The 16,845-nt window shown below is 44.1% G+C and carries 18 protein-coding genes; 2 read left to right on the plus strand and 16 right to left on the minus strand.

From position 1 onward, the window contains the following. Positions 1-92 precede the first annotated feature (92 nt). The 6 genes from A8806_RS21505 to rpoN all read right to left on the minus strand — a co-directional run bounded on the left by A8806_RS21505 (position 93) and on the right by rpoN (position 6,396). Positions 93-1,607: a sodium:solute symporter family transporter gene (locus tag A8806_RS21505; RefSeq protein WP_109733234.1), complete on the minus strand. Its 1,515-nt coding sequence runs from the start codon at positions 1,605-1,607 to the stop codon at positions 93-95. A gap of 3 nt (positions 1,608-1,610) precedes the next feature. Then, on the minus strand, positions 1,611-1,916 hold the full coding sequence (locus A8806_RS21510; protein ID WP_109733235.1) for a DUF997 family protein: 306 nt from the start codon (positions 1,914-1,916) through the stop codon (positions 1,611-1,613). A gap of 1 nt (position 1,917) precedes the next feature. Further along, complete coding sequence (locus A8806_RS21515) at positions 1,918-2,772, minus strand: alpha/beta fold hydrolase (RefSeq protein WP_109733236.1); 855 nt, start codon at positions 2,770-2,772, stop codon at positions 1,918-1,920. A gap of 276 nt (positions 2,773-3,048) precedes the next feature. Then, positions 3,049-3,171, minus strand: coding sequence for a helix-turn-helix domain-containing protein (locus A8806_RS27150; RefSeq protein ID WP_354016697.1), 123 nt, complete (start codon positions 3,169-3,171; stop codon positions 3,049-3,051). Then, entirely contained in the window at positions 3,116-5,011 is a 1,896-nt protein-coding gene (locus tag A8806_RS21525; protein WP_109733238.1) for a sigma-54-dependent Fis family transcriptional regulator, read from the minus strand. The genes A8806_RS27150 and A8806_RS21525 overlap by 56 nt, the downstream gene beginning before the upstream one ends. Continuing rightward, complete coding sequence (rpoN, locus tag A8806_RS21530; RefSeq protein ID WP_109733239.1) at positions 5,008-6,396, minus strand: RNA polymerase factor sigma-54; 1,389 nt, start codon at positions 6,394-6,396, stop codon at positions 5,008-5,010. Before rpoN ends, A8806_RS21525 begins: the two co-directional genes overlap by 4 nt. A 247-nt stretch (positions 6,397-6,643) precedes the next feature. On the opposite strand from rpoN, the gene A8806_RS21535 reads away from it, so the two are divergent. Next, the gene (locus A8806_RS21535; protein ID WP_330405438.1) at positions 6,644-7,387 is read left to right on the plus strand and encodes a DUF5131 family protein; all 744 of its coding nucleotides are present in this window, start codon (positions 6,644-6,646) and stop codon (positions 7,385-7,387) included. Here the strand turns inward: A8806_RS21535 and A8806_RS21540 are convergent, their stop codons facing one another. The 5 genes from A8806_RS21540 to A8806_RS21560 all read right to left on the minus strand — a co-directional run bounded on the left by A8806_RS21540 (position 7,388) and on the right by A8806_RS21560 (position 11,891). After that, positions 7,388-7,636, minus strand: coding sequence for a MoaD/ThiS family protein (locus A8806_RS21540; RefSeq protein ID WP_109733241.1), 249 nt, complete (start codon positions 7,634-7,636; stop codon positions 7,388-7,390). 87 nt (positions 7,637-7,723) lie between these two features. Further along, entirely contained in the window at positions 7,724-9,610 is a 1,887-nt protein-coding gene (locus tag A8806_RS21545; protein ID WP_109733242.1) for an aldehyde ferredoxin oxidoreductase family protein, read from the minus strand. Continuing rightward, entirely contained in the window at positions 9,610-10,032 is a 423-nt protein-coding gene (locus A8806_RS21550; RefSeq protein ID WP_109733243.1) for a 4Fe-4S binding protein, read from the minus strand. Before A8806_RS21550 ends, A8806_RS21545 begins: the two co-directional genes overlap by 1 nt. 86 nt (positions 10,033-10,118) lie before the next feature. Further along, positions 10,119-11,306, minus strand: a complete 1,188-nt coding sequence (locus A8806_RS21555; RefSeq protein ID WP_109733244.1) for an iron-containing alcohol dehydrogenase — start codon at positions 11,304-11,306, stop codon at positions 10,119-10,121. A gap of 84 nt (positions 11,307-11,390) precedes the next feature. After that, the gene (locus A8806_RS21560) at positions 11,391-11,891 is read right to left on the minus strand and encodes a hypothetical protein (protein ID WP_109733245.1); all 501 of its coding nucleotides are present in this window, start codon (positions 11,889-11,891) and stop codon (positions 11,391-11,393) included. 416 nt (positions 11,892-12,307) lie between these two features. On the opposite strand from A8806_RS21560, the gene A8806_RS21565 reads away from it, so the two are divergent. Then, a complete protein-coding gene (locus A8806_RS21565; RefSeq protein ID WP_109733246.1) occupies positions 12,308-13,249 on the plus strand; it encodes an Rpn family recombination-promoting nuclease/putative transposase in 942 nt (313 codons plus the stop codon). A gap of 84 nt (positions 13,250-13,333) precedes the next feature. Here A8806_RS21565 and A8806_RS21570 read toward each other — a convergent pair whose 3' ends face one another. From A8806_RS21570 to A8806_RS21590, 5 genes are read right to left on the minus strand one after another with little or no spacing between them, the layout of a single operon-like run. Next, on the minus strand, positions 13,334-13,879 hold the full coding sequence (locus A8806_RS21570) for a signal peptidase I (RefSeq protein ID WP_109733247.1): 546 nt from the start codon (positions 13,877-13,879) through the stop codon (positions 13,334-13,336). Continuing rightward, positions 13,879-14,826 (minus strand): MucBP domain-containing protein, encoded by a 948-nt coding sequence (locus A8806_RS21575; RefSeq protein WP_109733248.1) that lies wholly within the window; start codon positions 14,824-14,826, stop codon positions 13,879-13,881. The genes A8806_RS21570 and A8806_RS21575 overlap by 1 nt, the downstream gene beginning before the upstream one ends. A gap of 2 nt (positions 14,827-14,828) precedes the next feature. Next, positions 14,829-15,581 (minus strand): hypothetical protein, encoded by a 753-nt coding sequence (locus A8806_RS21580; RefSeq protein WP_109733249.1) that lies wholly within the window; start codon positions 15,579-15,581, stop codon positions 14,829-14,831. A 16-nt stretch (positions 15,582-15,597) separates the two neighbouring features. Then, the gene (locus A8806_RS21585) at positions 15,598-16,311 is read right to left on the minus strand and encodes a hypothetical protein (protein WP_109733250.1); all 714 of its coding nucleotides are present in this window, start codon (positions 16,309-16,311) and stop codon (positions 15,598-15,600) included. Continuing rightward, positions 16,311-16,835 (minus strand): hypothetical protein, encoded by a 525-nt coding sequence (locus A8806_RS21590; protein WP_109733251.1) that lies wholly within the window; start codon positions 16,833-16,835, stop codon positions 16,311-16,313. Before A8806_RS21590 ends, A8806_RS21585 begins: the two co-directional genes overlap by 1 nt. Positions 16,836-16,845: the final 10 nt, after the last annotated feature.

A 16,845-nucleotide genomic window follows, 5' to 3' on the forward strand; every position in this document is an offset into this window, starting at 1 on the left:
ATAATGTTTCACCGTTTCTTTATGTCTGCAACATTCTGCATTTTTGTATTAATCTGTCTCATTTTGTATCAATGTTTCACCATTGGGTAATACTAATCTATTCTGGCATAGGATTCATCATACTGCTCTCCGAACCATACTTCAAAGACTCCCAGTTTTACCTTAGGGGTGCAGTGGCTCAGTACTACCATGACAATACCTGATACAGCAAATGCCAAAAGAATAGGATGAACCGGTGAACTTAATACCGTAGCAAGTATATATACAGCCGTACCACACATGGTTCCTGCAATGGCTGCAACCGGTGTTGCCTTTTTCCAGTACAGACCGAAGAATAACGGGAAGAAGAATCCTGCTGCAAGTCCGCCGATGGCAAAGTTTACAATTACCTGAAGATATTCGCTTGGGAACATTGCCATGATAATGGCAATCGCAGCTGCGATAATTGTAAAAATCATATTTCCTTTGTTTTCTGTTTCTTCGGACATATCTGGTTTAAATAAGGTCTTATAGAGATCCTTTACGATTGTAGATGCAATAATAATGAAGAAGGATGCAACTGTTGACTGAATTGCTGCAACAGCACCCGCTATTACTACACCGCCCATAGCCGGAGGAAGCAGGGTAGATAACAGCATCGGGATGACGTAATCTCCCTGACTTACATTTGGATTTACCGCATAAGCAAGAGGCCCGATTCCTGACATTGTAAACTGGATTATTGTATAGGACACAATGCCTACCACGATTGCATTTTTCAATGTTTTACTGCTGTTATAAGTAAAGGTCCCCATCAGTGCATGTGGAAGAGGGATTAACGCAAAGCTCTGGATACATGCTGTTCCGATGAAATATAACGGTGCCCATGTCCTTGCATCCAGCAGGGCCGGATTTGACTGCTGCACAAATTCCATTGCTGACTGAAGTGAGCCGAATTTATCAAACAGTGCGCCACCTGTTGCCACATAAATACTGATAACAGAGATAATCATAATCGCCCCCTGAACGACTGCAATCTTGGATATTGATTTGATACCTCCCGTCAGTGTATAAATCAGTGTAATTCCTGCAAAAAGCAGAACACCGATCCTGTAGTTGCCACTTCCTGTTACTACAGAAAATAACTTTCCGCCTCCGATAAACTGGCTGCCCGCATAAGGCAGAAGGAATACTATAAACGTCAGGCCTAAAAATGATGAAAATAATTTTGACTGATATCTGTGTCTGAAAAGCTGGAGTACTGTCTGGGCCCCTGTTCTTCTTCCCATGATCGCCATCTTTTTTCCGACGCTTCCCAGCGAAAGAAAGATATTGATAAAACTACAGAATACACACAAAGACCAGATAAAACCAGTTCCATAACTCATACCGGGTCCGCCGACCATGCCGCCACTTGACATAATGTTCGTTACCATGATCAGGCCGACCGACAAAGCTCCCAGATTACCGCCCCCGGTCAGAAATCCTGCAACCTTCTGGGTGCTGTCTTCATTTCTGGAGGCATACTTCACATACGCTCCCAAAACTACAATAATTAATGTATATAAAAAGAACACAACTATAATCATTTTTTGTGTTTCCGGTGATATTGTAAATCCCAAATCCATACCCTATTCCTCCTTATCGTCTGCAATTGCATCCAGTTTATGTGGTTTGATCACCTTAATAGTGATTACAACAGCCACCAGTGACATACACAGATAAAACAGGGCTGCCACCCCGTACCACATAGGAAATCCCATGAACCATCTGCCGTTTCCGTTTAACGTATATATTAAGATTGCCGGAACGATAATCTGTATCAGGCCCACGAGAAAAATAATCTGCATCTCTTTTTTACATCTCGTAAACCGCTTATCTTCCTTAACTGTATTGACATCATATTCCCTGCTTTCCAAATCTCTTGTGGCATTCATCTTATTCTCCTCCTTTTATCAGCGGATATTTCTCTATAAATTCCAGCACAATCTGATTGAACCTCTCCGGCTGGAAGTAGAAAAAGAAATGTCCTGACTCTCCGATTTTCACAAGCTCATAATCTGTCCTGCATTTTGATACATAGTAATCCATGGCTATCTCCCCCTTTACGGCTGGGGAATTGCTTCCAATGAATAGCATGGGAACCGTAACCGCCGGTATGAAATCTGTAAAATCTCTTCCCAGAAAATCACTGTAGATACTGTATGCAATGTAAGGCGGTGTCTTCATTATTTCATGCTGAATCCATGCCTTATCTTCATCTGAAACCTCTCCCACAAGCATTCCATTTACCATCGCCCGGGCATCTGCCTGATGGTCCTCCATCATATGTATCAGTCTGTCGTTTGCTTTATCCATATTGTAATTGCTGTTTCCATGTTTGTTCCATTCTCCGTCCGAAAAAGGATACAGTGTCGAATCCAGTATCCCCATCCTGCGCACATAGCCATATCCTGCAAACAACCGCCAGTACATCAGAGCAACCTGTCCTCCCATGGACCAGCCAAGCAGTGTTACATCAGATAGCTGAAGGTATTCTATCAGGTCCTTTACATCCTGCGCCATTCTTGGCATTGTAACGCCGCTTAGTGTTTTGGAACTGGCACCATGACCGCGCAGATCCATCAGAATCAAACGATGTTTCTTTTTAAGTCCCTCGATATTATTTCTGAAAACCTGACTGCTGCAGCAAAAGCCATGAAGCAGGAAGATAGGGTCCCCCTCGCCGTAATCTTCATAGTATAGAATTGCACCATCGCTTGTCTCAAAAAAATTTTCTTTTGAGAAAATCATATTCTTCTCTCCCTTCTTTTTAGTAATCCCTTTTGCTTATTATTTAAGCAACTTTTCTTTTTTACTGTGCCATAATTCAAAATTTATCAATGAATCTTTTCATATCTTCAGGACTCCTACGCCATCCTGCCTGCACATCATGGTTTTTCATGAATGCAGAATTTTTAATTTTACCTGTATAGAAAAAAATTTTATTGACATGAACTAATACTCCCATTAGCCAGTCAATAAAATTTTTCAAAATGTTTCATCTGATTTATTATGTTTCAAATAGTATCATTTTATCTGAATATTGTATTTTTTTATCTTTCTCCAGAGCGTACTCCGGCTGATTCCCAAGTCTTCAGCCGTCTTTGTAATCTCGAGATGATTCTTCTTTAATGCCTGTACAATAAATATTCTCCATCTCCCAGTTTTCCAGATTCCCTGATTCATCAGACATCTGTCCTGCCTTTACATCTCCGGCATCTGTCCGTTTTTCTGTTGGGGATATTTTCAAATATGACTGGATATATTTGTCTACAAATTCATACTCTTCTTTCTGGGATAAGAGCACGTATGCGCGCTCCATCATATTTCCGAGTTCTCTTACATTTCCGGGCCAGTCATAGTCTCTCAGTTTTTTGAGCAGCTGTTTAACAAACAGGATATCTTCTGCCTGCCCTGTATCTGCATATCCATCGAATAATTTCAAACCTATTGGTATAATATCTGCACGCCGTTCCCGAAGCGGCGGAATGACAATATTCAGTACATTGAGCCTATAGTATAAGTCTTCCCGGAATCCTTTCTCCTGTATCTCTTTATATAAGTCCCTGTTGGTCGCCGTTATAACACGAATATTAACCGGCGTCACCCTGTCACTTCCGATTCTTCGTATTTCTTTTTCCTGAAGAACCCGCAGGAGCTGTACCTGTGTCTCCACCGGCATCTCTCCTATCTCATCCAGAAATATAGTTCCTCCGTGTGCCATCTCAAAAAGCCCCATCTTGCCACCCTTGCTGGCTCCTGTAAATGCCCCTTCCACATATCCGAACAGTTCTGCCTCCAGAAGGTTCCGGGGAAGGGATCCGCAGTTTACCGCCACAAAAGGCCCCTCAGCGCGCAAGCTTGCATTGTGGATACTTTGGGCGAACAATTCCTTTCCTGTTCCTGTCTCTCCCTGAATTAATATCGTAGCATCCGATCTGGCGAACTTCTTTGCCAGACTGATATTTTCCCGGAGTTTATAGGAATTTCCAATAATATCTTCAAAGTTGTACTTTGCAAATAGCCCCTTTTGATGCAGTTTAATTCTGATCTTCTGCTCACTGTCCTGCAGAGCCTTAACATCCTGAAATGTAGCAACCGCGCCCATCACTTCTCCGTCTACTATAATCGGGATACGGTTAGTCGACACAAGCGTCCCGTTAATGGTCATTAGCTGGTTCAGTTCACGTTTTCCTTTTTTCATTACTTCCTTCAGCCGTGTATTCGGCAGTACCTCGTCAACCTGCCTCCCCAGACATTCTCCCCTTTTTCCTTTCATAATTCTCTCAGCACCCTCGTTTAAGACATCGATCTGCCCTTCACGATCCACTGCTATGATCGCATCATGGGTGTAATTTAAAACAAGTTCGTACCGCTCCAGCTTTACTTTTAACTCCCTCTGCTTTTCCTGTTCCTTCCTCTTCATATCAAGAAGCTGTTCTGACGTATTTATGGCACGAAGCAGAGATTCTTCTGAATTTTCCACAACCAGATGCCTGAGTCCTTCTTTTTGTGCAAAATATTCTGTATCCGCTCCCCCGATCCCCAGTACGGCTCCATCCCTTAGTGCCTCTTCAACTACATGTTTACAGTCAGTGAAGTTTGCAAAAGAAGAGTATCTGGCATCTATTTTCAGAATCTGGCACATAGTCCGGACATCCTCTGGAATTTTGCCATAAGTGAAAAAGGCAACAATCCCCTCTACTTTTACCGCCTCCTCGATCACAGAAATGTAATCAGCTAACGTAAGTTCTATCTCAACAACCTGTACATGAAATTCCTTTTCGATCAATCGTTTCGTTCCCCGGCGGCTGATGAATATTTCAGTTCCTTTTTTCAGAAGCTGATTCACAATCTCTGCAGCGGTTGCAAGAGAAGCCTTATGAGTCTCTATGTTCTTATGATATTTCATGATGACAAACTCACTCTTTTTAAGCAATTCATCTGTCGGCGCAATCAGACATATTTCTGGTTTCCTGTTTTCCATCATTTTAGTTTCCTTTCCGAAGCTTTCTCTATCCCGGCAAGTTCCCGGTACTTTGCCACTGTTCTTCTTGCAATTGTGATTCCGCGGCTTTGAAGTTTTTCTGAAATATTTTTGTCAGATAAAGGTTTCTTTTTGTCTTCTGTTTCAATCAGTTTGTTTATCAGCAGAATCATTTTTTCCTGTTCAGGCTCTCCCTTCTCCCCCTCCGCCTGATGAGATGCCTGAAATAAGTCTTTTACCGCAAAGACACCTGACGGCAGTTCTATATATTTATCCTTCACAGCCCTCGTCACGGTTGACGGATGGATTTCCAACTCTTCTGCAACCTGCTTCATCGTTAGCTGTGTACGCCTTGTAAAGCCTAATGCGTACCCTTCCTGGTATTTCAGCACACACTGAATAACCTGTCTGATTGTGTTTTCTCTCTGTTCAATTGCCCGGATTATATTTTTTGCCCTTGTTATTTTCTCTTGGAAATATAGCTGGATATCTGGTTCTGCAGCATTCTGTGCCATCTGCATATACATGCTGTTCAGGCGGATGTGGCTGGTCCCACTATTCCTAATTGTTACTTCCCACCCATTCTTATCTTTTACGGCTCTTATGTCAGGGATGACATATACCGTGTCGTCTGTTCCGAATCCTTTCGCAGGTCTTGGATTCAATGATTTAATCATCCGGATACATTGTTTTACCTTTCCTGTAGATACTTTAAGTTTTCGGGAAATATGGTTGATATTTCCTAATGCTACCTCACCAAGAAAGTTATCTATAATCTCTATAAGCAGGTCATCCTTAATACCGGCACGCTCCAACTGAAGTTCCAGACAGTCAGAAAGGCTGAAGGCTCCTATTCCGGCAGGCTCCATCCCGCGGATTATAAAGAGCGCTTCCTCAAAGGTTTCCAGAGGGCACTTCATGATACACCCTAAGTATTCTTTCGGCTCCGTAAAATATCCTGTGTTCTCATCTATGTATTCCAATAGACGGTTCATCACCGCTTCCAGTTCTCTCTCATGTTCCCTTTCCCTTATCTTTTTATGTTCCTTTGATGCAGGGCAGTGCCGAATCTGGGATTTTAAATATTCGCGCAGAGAAACATCCTCCTTTTCAGGCACCTCTTGATATGACATGTCCTCGTTTACTACAGCCCTGTCGTCAGGCTCCGCATAATCATTTTTACGAAACCATTCACCCAACACAACATACTCCTCCCCTGCTGCTGAACATGTCTCATAATCAAGCATCGGGTTCTCCATCTGTTCATCTTCCAGAAACTGCATTAGCTCCTGATTTCCCATCGCCAGAATCTCCAGTTTCTGAAGTTGTGCAGGTGTCATTGCCAGAGTCTGGCGGGCCTTTTGTTCCATTCCCTGTCCGTAATCCATAATGTACCTCTTTCGTTTTTACAAAATTCATTTCGTTTTTATAGATCCTGCCATCAATATATCATTAATATTACTTTCATGCAAATATGTTTAATGGGTTCCTATTAACAACTTAAATAAGCCTGAAGGTAAACATTTACCATATTTATGTGATTGATAAGTAGAATAAGAACGTATATACTTGGAAATAATGACGCATTTTTACTATAACGAACTGGATTTATATTATACAATATATTTTTAGAATATATCTTGGGGAGGAATTACTATGAACTGGGAACCGTGGACAGGCTGTTACAAAGAAAGTGACGGCTGCACGAACTGCTATTTTTACGGACCGCATGCGAAGCGCTATGGTCAAAACACAATAGAAAAAACGGATAAATTTGACTGGCCTGTAAGGAAGAATAAAAAAGGGGAATACAACATTAAAGGAAATAAGATACTTGCAACTTGTTTTGCGACTGATTTTTTTCTTCCTGAAGCGGATGAATGGCGCAAGGATGCCTGGGCCATGATCCGGGAAAGAACAGATATAGATTTTCTAATCCTGACGAAACGGATTGACCGTTTCCCTGTATCCCTTCCTGACGACTGGGGGGATGGATATGACAATGTGAATATCGGCTGTACTGTTGAAAATCAAAAATTAGCCGATTACAGGCTCCCACTTTTTCTATCCTATCCGATTAAACGGCGTTTCATCGCCTGCGCGCCGCTTCTGGAAGCGATCGACCTGACGCCGTATCTGCATGGTGCAGACCATGTGACCGTCGGAGGAGAAACAGGTCGGGAAGCCCGTGAATGCGACTATGACTGGGTACTCGATATCCGTGAACAATGTGTAAAGGCAGACGTCACATTCTGGTTCAAAAATACCGGTTCCCTATTCAAACGCAATGGCATCACTGAAAAGATAAACCCATTTAAACAAACCGGAATGGCGAAAGAACTGGGGATCGACATTTCAGACGGGAGAAGGCTGTTTTAATCAGCCTCCCCCGCAAATAGGAAGAAAACGGACCTCATCCTCAGGCTTCGTTTTTGTCTTGAAATTATCTATAGACAAAATACTGACACCATTTAAAGTAATCAGACTTCTCTTAGCCTCCTTATAGGCTTCCTTGCCATACAATTGTCTGACAGTATTCAGACAGTTCTTCACGTCGGCAACATCCAGCTCCTCATCCTTTTTACCCGTCATTTCACGGAGGGAACCATAATAGTATACTCTCGGCATATCATCACCCGATTCCTAAATAATTTGAATATTCTGAATATGGCTCGCAAAGGGGTCAGACCCCTTTGCGGGCCGTTTTCTCCTAATTCATGAAAATATTTTTAATTGCCACAATTTTGTCTTTGACGGCGACCCGTCTTCTTTCCATCCTCTTACTTTGTAGTATCTCGGAAGCATCTTGTCGAGTCTGACTACGGACTTTGGGTTCTTGTCCTGAGGGACTTTTGTGAGCCGGCCGGGCAGGCTGTCGTCGTTGGCGGTCAGGCCTTCTCTGTAGTTATACAGGCGCTCTACGTTGTATCCACGTTCGCCGAGCTGCATGAAACGTCCTGTTGTCATTTTGATTCCGGTTATTTGCTTTACAGCCTCTGCGTGAGGCAGTAAGAACATGGAGTTGAACGGCAGTATCCAGGGCATGAATTTCCATATGATTCCTAAAACAGGCCATACCCATACAAGTACTTTTCCGCATAGTTTTGTGATCCAGTGGGACGGACCGAGGCGGAACAGGATGGACGGGATCATACTGTATGCGGTGAACAGGCAGAAGCCGGAACCGGATACGGCTTCCATTGCATTCTGCATGAGTACTGTGAGTTCCGGTTTGCCTTTTGTCTCCAGTGGATCTGTGGATAAGACACCGACGGATTCCAGCAGTGCCAGATAACCTCCATTTAAGTGGCATCCACCTCTGTTAGATGTGGCGTAGCCAAGTCCCATTCCTACGGATTTACGTGGTTCGTAGGAGGCCAGTTCCAGACCTTTGGCATGGATTGCGGCATCTTCAGCTCCATATTTTTCAGCAAGCCATTTGGAACCGTTTGCCAGTTCAGAATAAATACCTTCTCTGTAAGCTATTTTTCTAACGATTTCAGGAATGTTCCCGGTCTCGCCGAAATCTACTCCAAAGTCGGCGATTCCTCTCTCTTTGAGTTCCATTGCAAATGCTATGGTCCCGCCCAGTGATATTGTGTCCATTCCCATGATATCTGCTATATAGTTGATCTCGTTTATGATATCCAGGTCAGCACTCTCTACATTGGCTCCAAACAGCCCTACAGTCTCGTATTCAGGGCCTTTTACATCCTTATCGTATACTTTGACCCTTCTTTCACATCTGATCGGACAGCTGACGCATCCCATATTCCTGATCAGTTTTGTATCTGCCAGAGTCTCGCCACTGATGTCCTCCGCTTTTTCATAGAAGCCCCGCTGAAAATTCTTCGTCGGCAGGGCGCTGGTGGCATTTGCCTTCGTGACGAGCCCGGCGCTTCCGTATTTCGGAAGGGATGTTCCGGTCATCGGGTGCGACTGCAAAAAATGCACCCACTTTTCAACATGCTTATCCAATTTTTCTTTATTGTATACTTCAGGACGTTTCGTCCCGTATGCCACAACCGCCTTAATATTCTTGGAACCGAATACTGCTCCCGCACCACACCTTCCGGCGACTCTTTCACCAGATAATACGCCTGCATAATGAACAAGATGTTCTCCGGCCGGACCGATCACGATTTTCCCATAATGGGCCGGAAATTCTTCCTGCACCTTTTCCGTGTCCATCCCCCACAGATGCTGCGCATTTTTAATATGAACATCTCCGTCCAGAATTTCAATATAAGACGGCTCATCTGCCTTCCCTGTCAGGATCATCCCGTCATACCCAGCCTTTTTGAGCATCATTCCGAAATTACCTCCGCAGTTAGACGAAGCAATCCCTCCCGTCATCAGGTTTTTAAAAGACATGTTAAACCGGCTCGAAGACGGGGCCCCTGTACCATTCGCAGGTCCTGTATTGACGATGATCATAGCCTCATCTGACAGAGGGTCGATTCCCGGTCTTGTCATGTCATAGAGCAGTTTCGCCGCCAGAATCTTGCCGCCTATAAAACGCTCAAACATTTTCTTATCTATTTGAAAACGCCTGATTTTCCGGGTACTTAAATCAATCTGAATATAAACAGGTAAATTCATTACTGCCCACCTACTTCCATATGAATTGCATGTAACGGACATACCGATTCACAAATCCCGCAGCCGACACATTTCTTTGGGTCAGACAGTTCCGCAAAAACCCTGATGTCTCCCTTGAATGCGGGTTCTGCAATCCTCAGCGCATCCTTTGTACAATTCCAGACACACATCGAACAGGCGCTGCACTTATCCTTCATAATGACCGGCTTCTTCCACTGGTCCTTAGGAACCGCTTTCATCACATTCCCTTTGGAGTCCACAATGGCCTCCTGTTTGCAGGCCCTCCCGCAGACGCCGCATTCCACACAGCGCCTTTCCTTAATCCGATGCCTTTCCTTCAACTCCCCTTCAACTGCACCAACGGGACATAACTTTTTACACAATGTACATCCGATACATTTCTCCGTAATAAAAAAGGACATCCCCATACCTCCTGTAAATAATATCGTTTCTTTTTACTTCAAAGGGGTCAGACCCCTCTGAAAAAGTGCACTTACACCATAAAATTTTATTCATATGCCTGATTCAGTATCATGATTACATCTTCATAATCTACTGCCGCCGGATTTACGAGCATGGCTCCATCGTTGAGGGCGGTACGTGCTACTGCATCGAAATCTTTTTTGTCTACGTGTGCCTCTTTCAGAGTCATGGGAAGTCCGCTCATCTTGTGCAGCCTGCGCTCAAGCCTACGGACAGATTTGATTGCTTCTTCCCCGCGCTTTTCTGACGGGGTCCCTGCGTATACTTCGGGGCCTTCCAGATAAAGGAGGAGTTCTCCGTAGATGTCTCCTTTTTTCTTATAGTTGTAAAGCATACAGTATGGAAGCAAGATGGTCATGGCATCTCCGTGGGGTACTTTGCAGACTCCGCCTAATGCATGGCCAATCGCATGAACCATGCCCACCATGGAGTTAGAAAATGCCGCTCCTGCCATTGTAGAGGCATTAGCCATTGCCAGTCTTGCCTTTCTGTTCTTTCCGTCTTTCACCGCATCTTCCAGATTCTCTACTACCAGTTTGATAGCCGCCGTTGCATAGGCATCGCTTAACGGGTTTTTCTGATTGCAGCTGAATGCCTCAATGGCGTGGCACAGTGCATCGAACCCGGTAGAGGCGGTCGTCTTCGGCGGCAGCGTCTCTGTCATCCTCGGATCAAGTACAGCGGCATCCGGCAACAGGTAGTTGGAAATAAACTCCATCTTCACAGATTTCTCGATATTCTTAATAACTGCAACAAGCGTCATCTCCGAGCCTGTGCCCGAAGTTGTCGGCACGGCGATAAACGGTACGTGTTTCCCCCTCCCCATAGACTCACAGCCCTGCAGTTCCATAAGGTCCTCTACGTCCTGAGAGATCAGCATCTCCACGCCCTTCGCAGTATCAATGACTGAACCACCGCCCACGGCAACAATACTGTCACAGCCGCCTTCTTTGTATTTCTCACCGATCTGGTTCACCACGGTAACGGAAGAGTCCGCCGGAATATCAGTAAAAATCACGCCCGGCTCCATTCCGGTAGAAACCATGGCATCAATCACCTTCTGCAGTGACCCAATCTTCTCCAGTACCTTATCAGACAGCAGAATCGGTTTCGAAGCCCCCAGACCTTTCAATTCGTATGTAATATTCTCAAGGGCATTTTTCCCTGATAAAATCTTCGTTGAATTCTGAAACTCATAATATAATGGCAGCATAATCCATTCCTCCTATTGACTTTTTATTTTCAGACTACATTACTGATCTTTAAATTATTCTGTTAAAAACATTCCATAAAATCATTACACACCCAGAATTGCGTGGCAGTAAACAAGAATACTGCTGATCTGCTTTTTGGGCACCTTTCTCAGAATCCGCTTCGTCATAATCTTTGGAAACAGATATGCTTCTGTCAGGTCGATACACCGCACCGCCGACATAACCGCCGCAATATCTCCCTTTACCATGAAACGGTGCTGCGAGTAAGCCTGTGAAGTCCCAATCTGTCCGGAAAATACCAGAAAAGCCCCGTCAATGCTTTTGAATGAAATCATAATATCCGGGTCCTCGATATCCGACACTCTTACGATCCCCCATGACACCCTTCTGATACAGAGCTTAGGTCCCTTCTCACATGCCGCCAGCACCAGCGTCCTTCCTATGGGCCAGCCGGAAATCTCCTGATGAATTCTTGTGTCATATTTGTACAGCACTTTCATTCCCCGGTAGAGGAAAAACAAGATCACCTTTTCAAAAAGAATCTTTCCTCCGGCCATCCATCTTTGTTTTGAACTAACCTGCATGACATTTCCTCCTTTTTTATTCTTTTTGTCCCTATTATAAAAATCTTCCGTTCTTCGTTTTGGACATACTCTATGCTTATATTATACACTCTTTGAGCGAATAAGAAATCATAGTCTTTGGAAAATATCTGTGTCTTCCAATTTCGTCATATTGCCTAATTGCTCTTTCCCCTATCTCATGATATACTCTCGTCAGAAACTTCGAAAGGTATTCATCTTTCATTTTTCAATCGGCAGTTCGCCGGTTTACCCAATTAATTACTTATTAGAACCGCAGAAAACAAACAAGAACACTACATTTTGAAGGTATTCCTGTCTTTTACATATCTGTATTTCGTGATATGATAATAGTAAATCAGAATAGCTCCTTACATGTGTACCATTCGTTTTCTGCACAGGAAAGGAGATTTTATTTTATGACCAAAGACAACTTTATTATGTTACCCACTGTAGACTTTTGTTTCAAGGAACTGATGCAGAACCCCAAAGTCAGGAAGGGCTTTATTTCAGCATTATTGAACCTGTCTCCGGACGAAGTGGAAGACACAGTTCTTCTGCCCACGCTACTTCCGAGGGACTCAGCCGATGACAAACTGGGAATTATGGATGTACGGGTACTGCTAAAAGACGGGACGCAGATGAATATGGAAATGCAGGTCAAATACTTTGAATACTGGGATGAACGCGCCATGTTCTATCTCAGTAAGTTGTTTGACAGCCAGATCCGTAAGGGCGAATCCTATGAAAAGCTGCAGAAGTGTATCCATGTAAGTATTTTAGACTTCATCCATTTTCCGAATGATAAAGAATGTTACCGCAGGATTCATTTCCGGGATGACAGCACCTATGATCTGTATTCCGATAAAATGGAGCTTCAGATACTGGAGTTAAAAAAACTGCCTCAAGAAGTTAAGACCAGTGAGGATGCTCTTGCATGGATGAAGTTCTTCAGTGGCAAAAGCAGAAAGGAGTTTCAGAATATGGCAAAGACAAACGAATATCTCGATGAAGCATACAATACACTGCTCAATCTGAGCGCTGATGAGAAGAAGCGGTTGGAATACGAAGCCCGGGAAAAGGCATTGAAAGATTATAATACACAGATCAGCAGTGCTGAAAAGAGAGGACTTAAGGCCGGTCAAGAGATTGGACGCAAGTCCGGTGAAGAAGTTGGCCGTAAGGCTGGGGAAGAAATTGGCCGTAAAGCTGGTGTAGAAATCGGGAAAAAATTGGGTGAGCAGGAAGCTGAACACCGCACCCGTCAGGTCTTCAAACTATTCATGCAGGGTAAATCACCAGAAGAAATTGCGGACCTCTGTGATATCAGTATAGAAAAAGTCAGGCAAATATTAGAATAGCCTGTACTATTTCAATTGCAAATATCCCCGAAATCGAAAAATACAAAAAAGGGAACAGACATCATCCGTCTGCTCCCTTTCACTTTATTCATATTCTTCCTGATTCCGCCTTAAAAATCCGGCCACGCCATGTAATAGTACTGACAATATAATCAATGATACCGCCGCAATCTTTCCCGGTGCAGATGCAACCGCTGCCAGAATCTGCCCCATAAATGGTACGGACAGTTCTACCTTTCCCAGAAGGTTACTATACTCGGTCGGCATGGCATCTTCCTTCGCATTCGCGTCACCCTTCGTTACGAACTTACCTTCTACAACCTGGTTCTTCACTACACGGTGAGTAATAATCGCTCCGTTGTCCGTGGAACTGTAAAACGCGATGACGTCGTCTTTCTTCACGTCCTCCGGTGCAATACTCTTCGTATATACAAGGCTTCCCGTAGGTATCGCCGGTTCCATACTTCCGCTGATAACTGTATATACCTCGTAACCGAACAGCCTCGGTACCGTAAGTGGCACACAAAGTACGATCACGATGATCAGTAAAATGGTTCCCGTTACGCTTAATACAGTGGCAAAGGTGCCTTTATGATTTTTACTTTGTCTATGGCGTTTTTTTCTACTCATTATTTAAGGTCTGTCTTTCCGCGCTTTTTTAAATAAATAATTGTTGATGCGATTGCAGCCAGGGCCAGTACTCCTACTACAATACCTACGACAATCGGTGCACGGCTTGTTTTTCTCTCTGCGTCGATGTTGGCTTTTGGAACTTCCTCATCGTCCAGATCCTGTAATGCCTGCGGTGTCTCTTCATCCGGTACTTCTACAGTCTCATCAGCCGGCGGTGTTGTCTCAGTAGTTCCGCCTGCCGTACCGCCTGCGGCTCCTGCCGTGCCACCCGCTGCAGCTCCTGCTCCTGCGGCTGCTGTTCCGGCTGCCGGTGTAGCTGGTATCACTGTAACTGTTCCTGCCTGCGTAATTGTCGTTACTGTTCCTGTATCTGCCGGAACATAGATAAATGGAAATACATTCTCGGCTTCATTACTGCTTAGTGTCTTAGTAAGATTATAAGCCTGTGGCTGGTATCCGTCAATAAACTGATAAGCAACTACCGGCTTATCTCCTATATTACCATAAAAAGTACGGCTTGGCAAAAGTTCATTTCCATTTTCATCCTGATAATTTACAGTATAGGCTACCTGATTCCCTTTGATACCATATGCAATAACATAATCTGCATCACCTGTAACATCTACCCATAATGATTGTTCAGAACCGCCGCCATCTGTACCGCTCTGCCTGATTCCTTTTGCATAATATTTATCATCTAAAATCTGGGGCTTCATGTCAGCAAGATTAAGATCAAGATTTACCTGATCCCCATAACTAAGGTCCGATATAACCAGCTTATCCTGCCCGTTACTGAATACCCCGTGGTTACCTGCATACAATGTAATGGTATAAGTATAATCTTCTGCCGCTTTGACCTCTGAACCAAACATCATCTGGAGGGTCACTGCAAATAATATTGCGAGTCCAAGAAGGCCTTTACGTATTTTCTTTCCCGATTTCATACTTATCTGGACCTCCTTTTCTTATATTCAGCTCTTTCCTTATCTCTGTTCTTAATCTTCAGTAATACAATGATCAGAATGATCAGTCCTGCTGCAAATGCCGCTATTGACAGATAAAGGATCATGTTGGAACTGTCACCTGTTTTGATAATTGTACTGTTTGTTCCCGGTCTTGTCACGGTTGTATCGCCTGCAACTACCTCTGCCGCAAAAGTCATCTGAAGCTGCGCCAGTGTATTCTGGTAATCATTTCCCTGAGTTTCGCCGTCCAGTGTGACACGAAGTTCGATGCTTCCTGTTTCTCCCGGTGACAGACGGTCCAGATAGAAGTACTCATCCAGTGAATCCGTTGCGCTATGAAGACCATCTGCATCATCTCCACCGACAGTATCACTGTTATAGATCTCTGTCGTCGTCTTTCCGTCCGGATGATTATAGTTTAAAATATAAGTGTAGGCTCCGCCGTTTGCCGGACTGCCATCTTCCAAACTCTTAATGATTTCGTTGGACATATACCAGTTTGTGTCTTTATTTGCCTTATTGACCAGTGAAAGCTGAATCAGTGCTGTATCTCCCGGCAAAATCTGGTAAACACTGGCATCCAGATCAGAACTCTTAAAATTACTGCTCAACTTGTTACCGTCAAAACTGACCTGCCAGTCTGAACTTCCCGGAATTACCTCCGCGGCTGCTTCTATCGGGATGGCAGCGATCATGACCATAGCCAGAATAAAACCTAATATTCTTTTTCTCATGTCTCTCTCCTCCCTATTACAGACTCAAAGTTCCATCCGGAGATACCTTAACATCGACTCCCCAGGCACTCTTAATCGCATCCTGCGCGTTATGCGTCTGAACTGCGTCTACCTGTGCCTCCAGATTAAATGTTACCCCGTCATATTTATACGTTGTTGTAATTGTTGTGTATCCATTTTCAGATTTAACAGTCTCTTTCGTTGCCTGTGTTGCAACTGATCCATCGATACGGATGGTATCTGCAAAGATCGGCGCCTCTGCCCCGCCTGCAAGAATCCCTGAATAGTATAATACGGTACGCTCCTCAGTTGAAGCATTCTTATCTTCGATCCAGCCGTTGCCTGTGAGATTTAAATCAATCAGGTCCGGTGAAAGGGAAGTAACTTTCTTTCCGTCTTTCATCCAGCTCTTTACGATGCTGACACGGACATACTGGTCAATCTCACCCGTATTTCTTACCGTCAGTTCTTCCGGATATTTTTTTCCGAGCTGAATCTTTTCGTTCTCTCCAACCATATTGGCAAGGAGCTTCTCTGAAGTCTCATTTCCATTTTCAACAAGTGCTACACCTATCTCTGAAACTGCCAGATTCGCCGTATAGTTATCACTGTAATAAGAAAGTGCCGCGCTGGTGCTTCCCAGTGCACTGCCGACTAACAAAATGACTGCAAGCGCCAGTAAAATAATAATTGATTTCTGTCCATTCGTTGTTTTCTTTCTGCTTTTCATTATTTACCAGCCTCCTCTCCGCCAGATCCTGACCCTTGGTCGATCTTCTGTGACCAGTCTGCGTAAGGATTGCCGTCTGCATCGTACAGAACAGCTGCACACTCCTGAATAACTACTACATTAAAATTATCCTTAAACTCTTCCGGTACTGTAATCTTTGCATCAAGTACGGAAGTCTGGCCTCCTGCCGGTACGATATCACTGTAATACCAGTACTCGCCTTCGCCCTGGCTCCATGCAGTGCCATCCGGCTGGGAATAGTCAATAGTGAACTGACTTCCGCAATACGCCTTCACACGTACATAGCAATCATTTGTTCCGGTATTTCCAATCACAATATGCTTCGTCCAGTCAGAAAAATCTTCTGTTATCTCTGTCCGTTCCCCGAGAGAAATATCATGACCGCCGGATGCCGACGCATTCGCTGTAAAATATGCCATGGCCCCGTGTATTGTCATACTCCCCGCCAAAATCACAGCTACTGCTGTCAGCCAGACTGTTTTGTTCTTCATCATTGTTTTCATAGCTTCCAGC

The organism is Faecalicatena orotica (assembly GCF_003149245.1).
GTDB classification, from domain to species: Bacteria; Bacillota; Clostridia; order Lachnospirales; family Lachnospiraceae; genus Faecalicatena_A; species Faecalicatena_A orotica.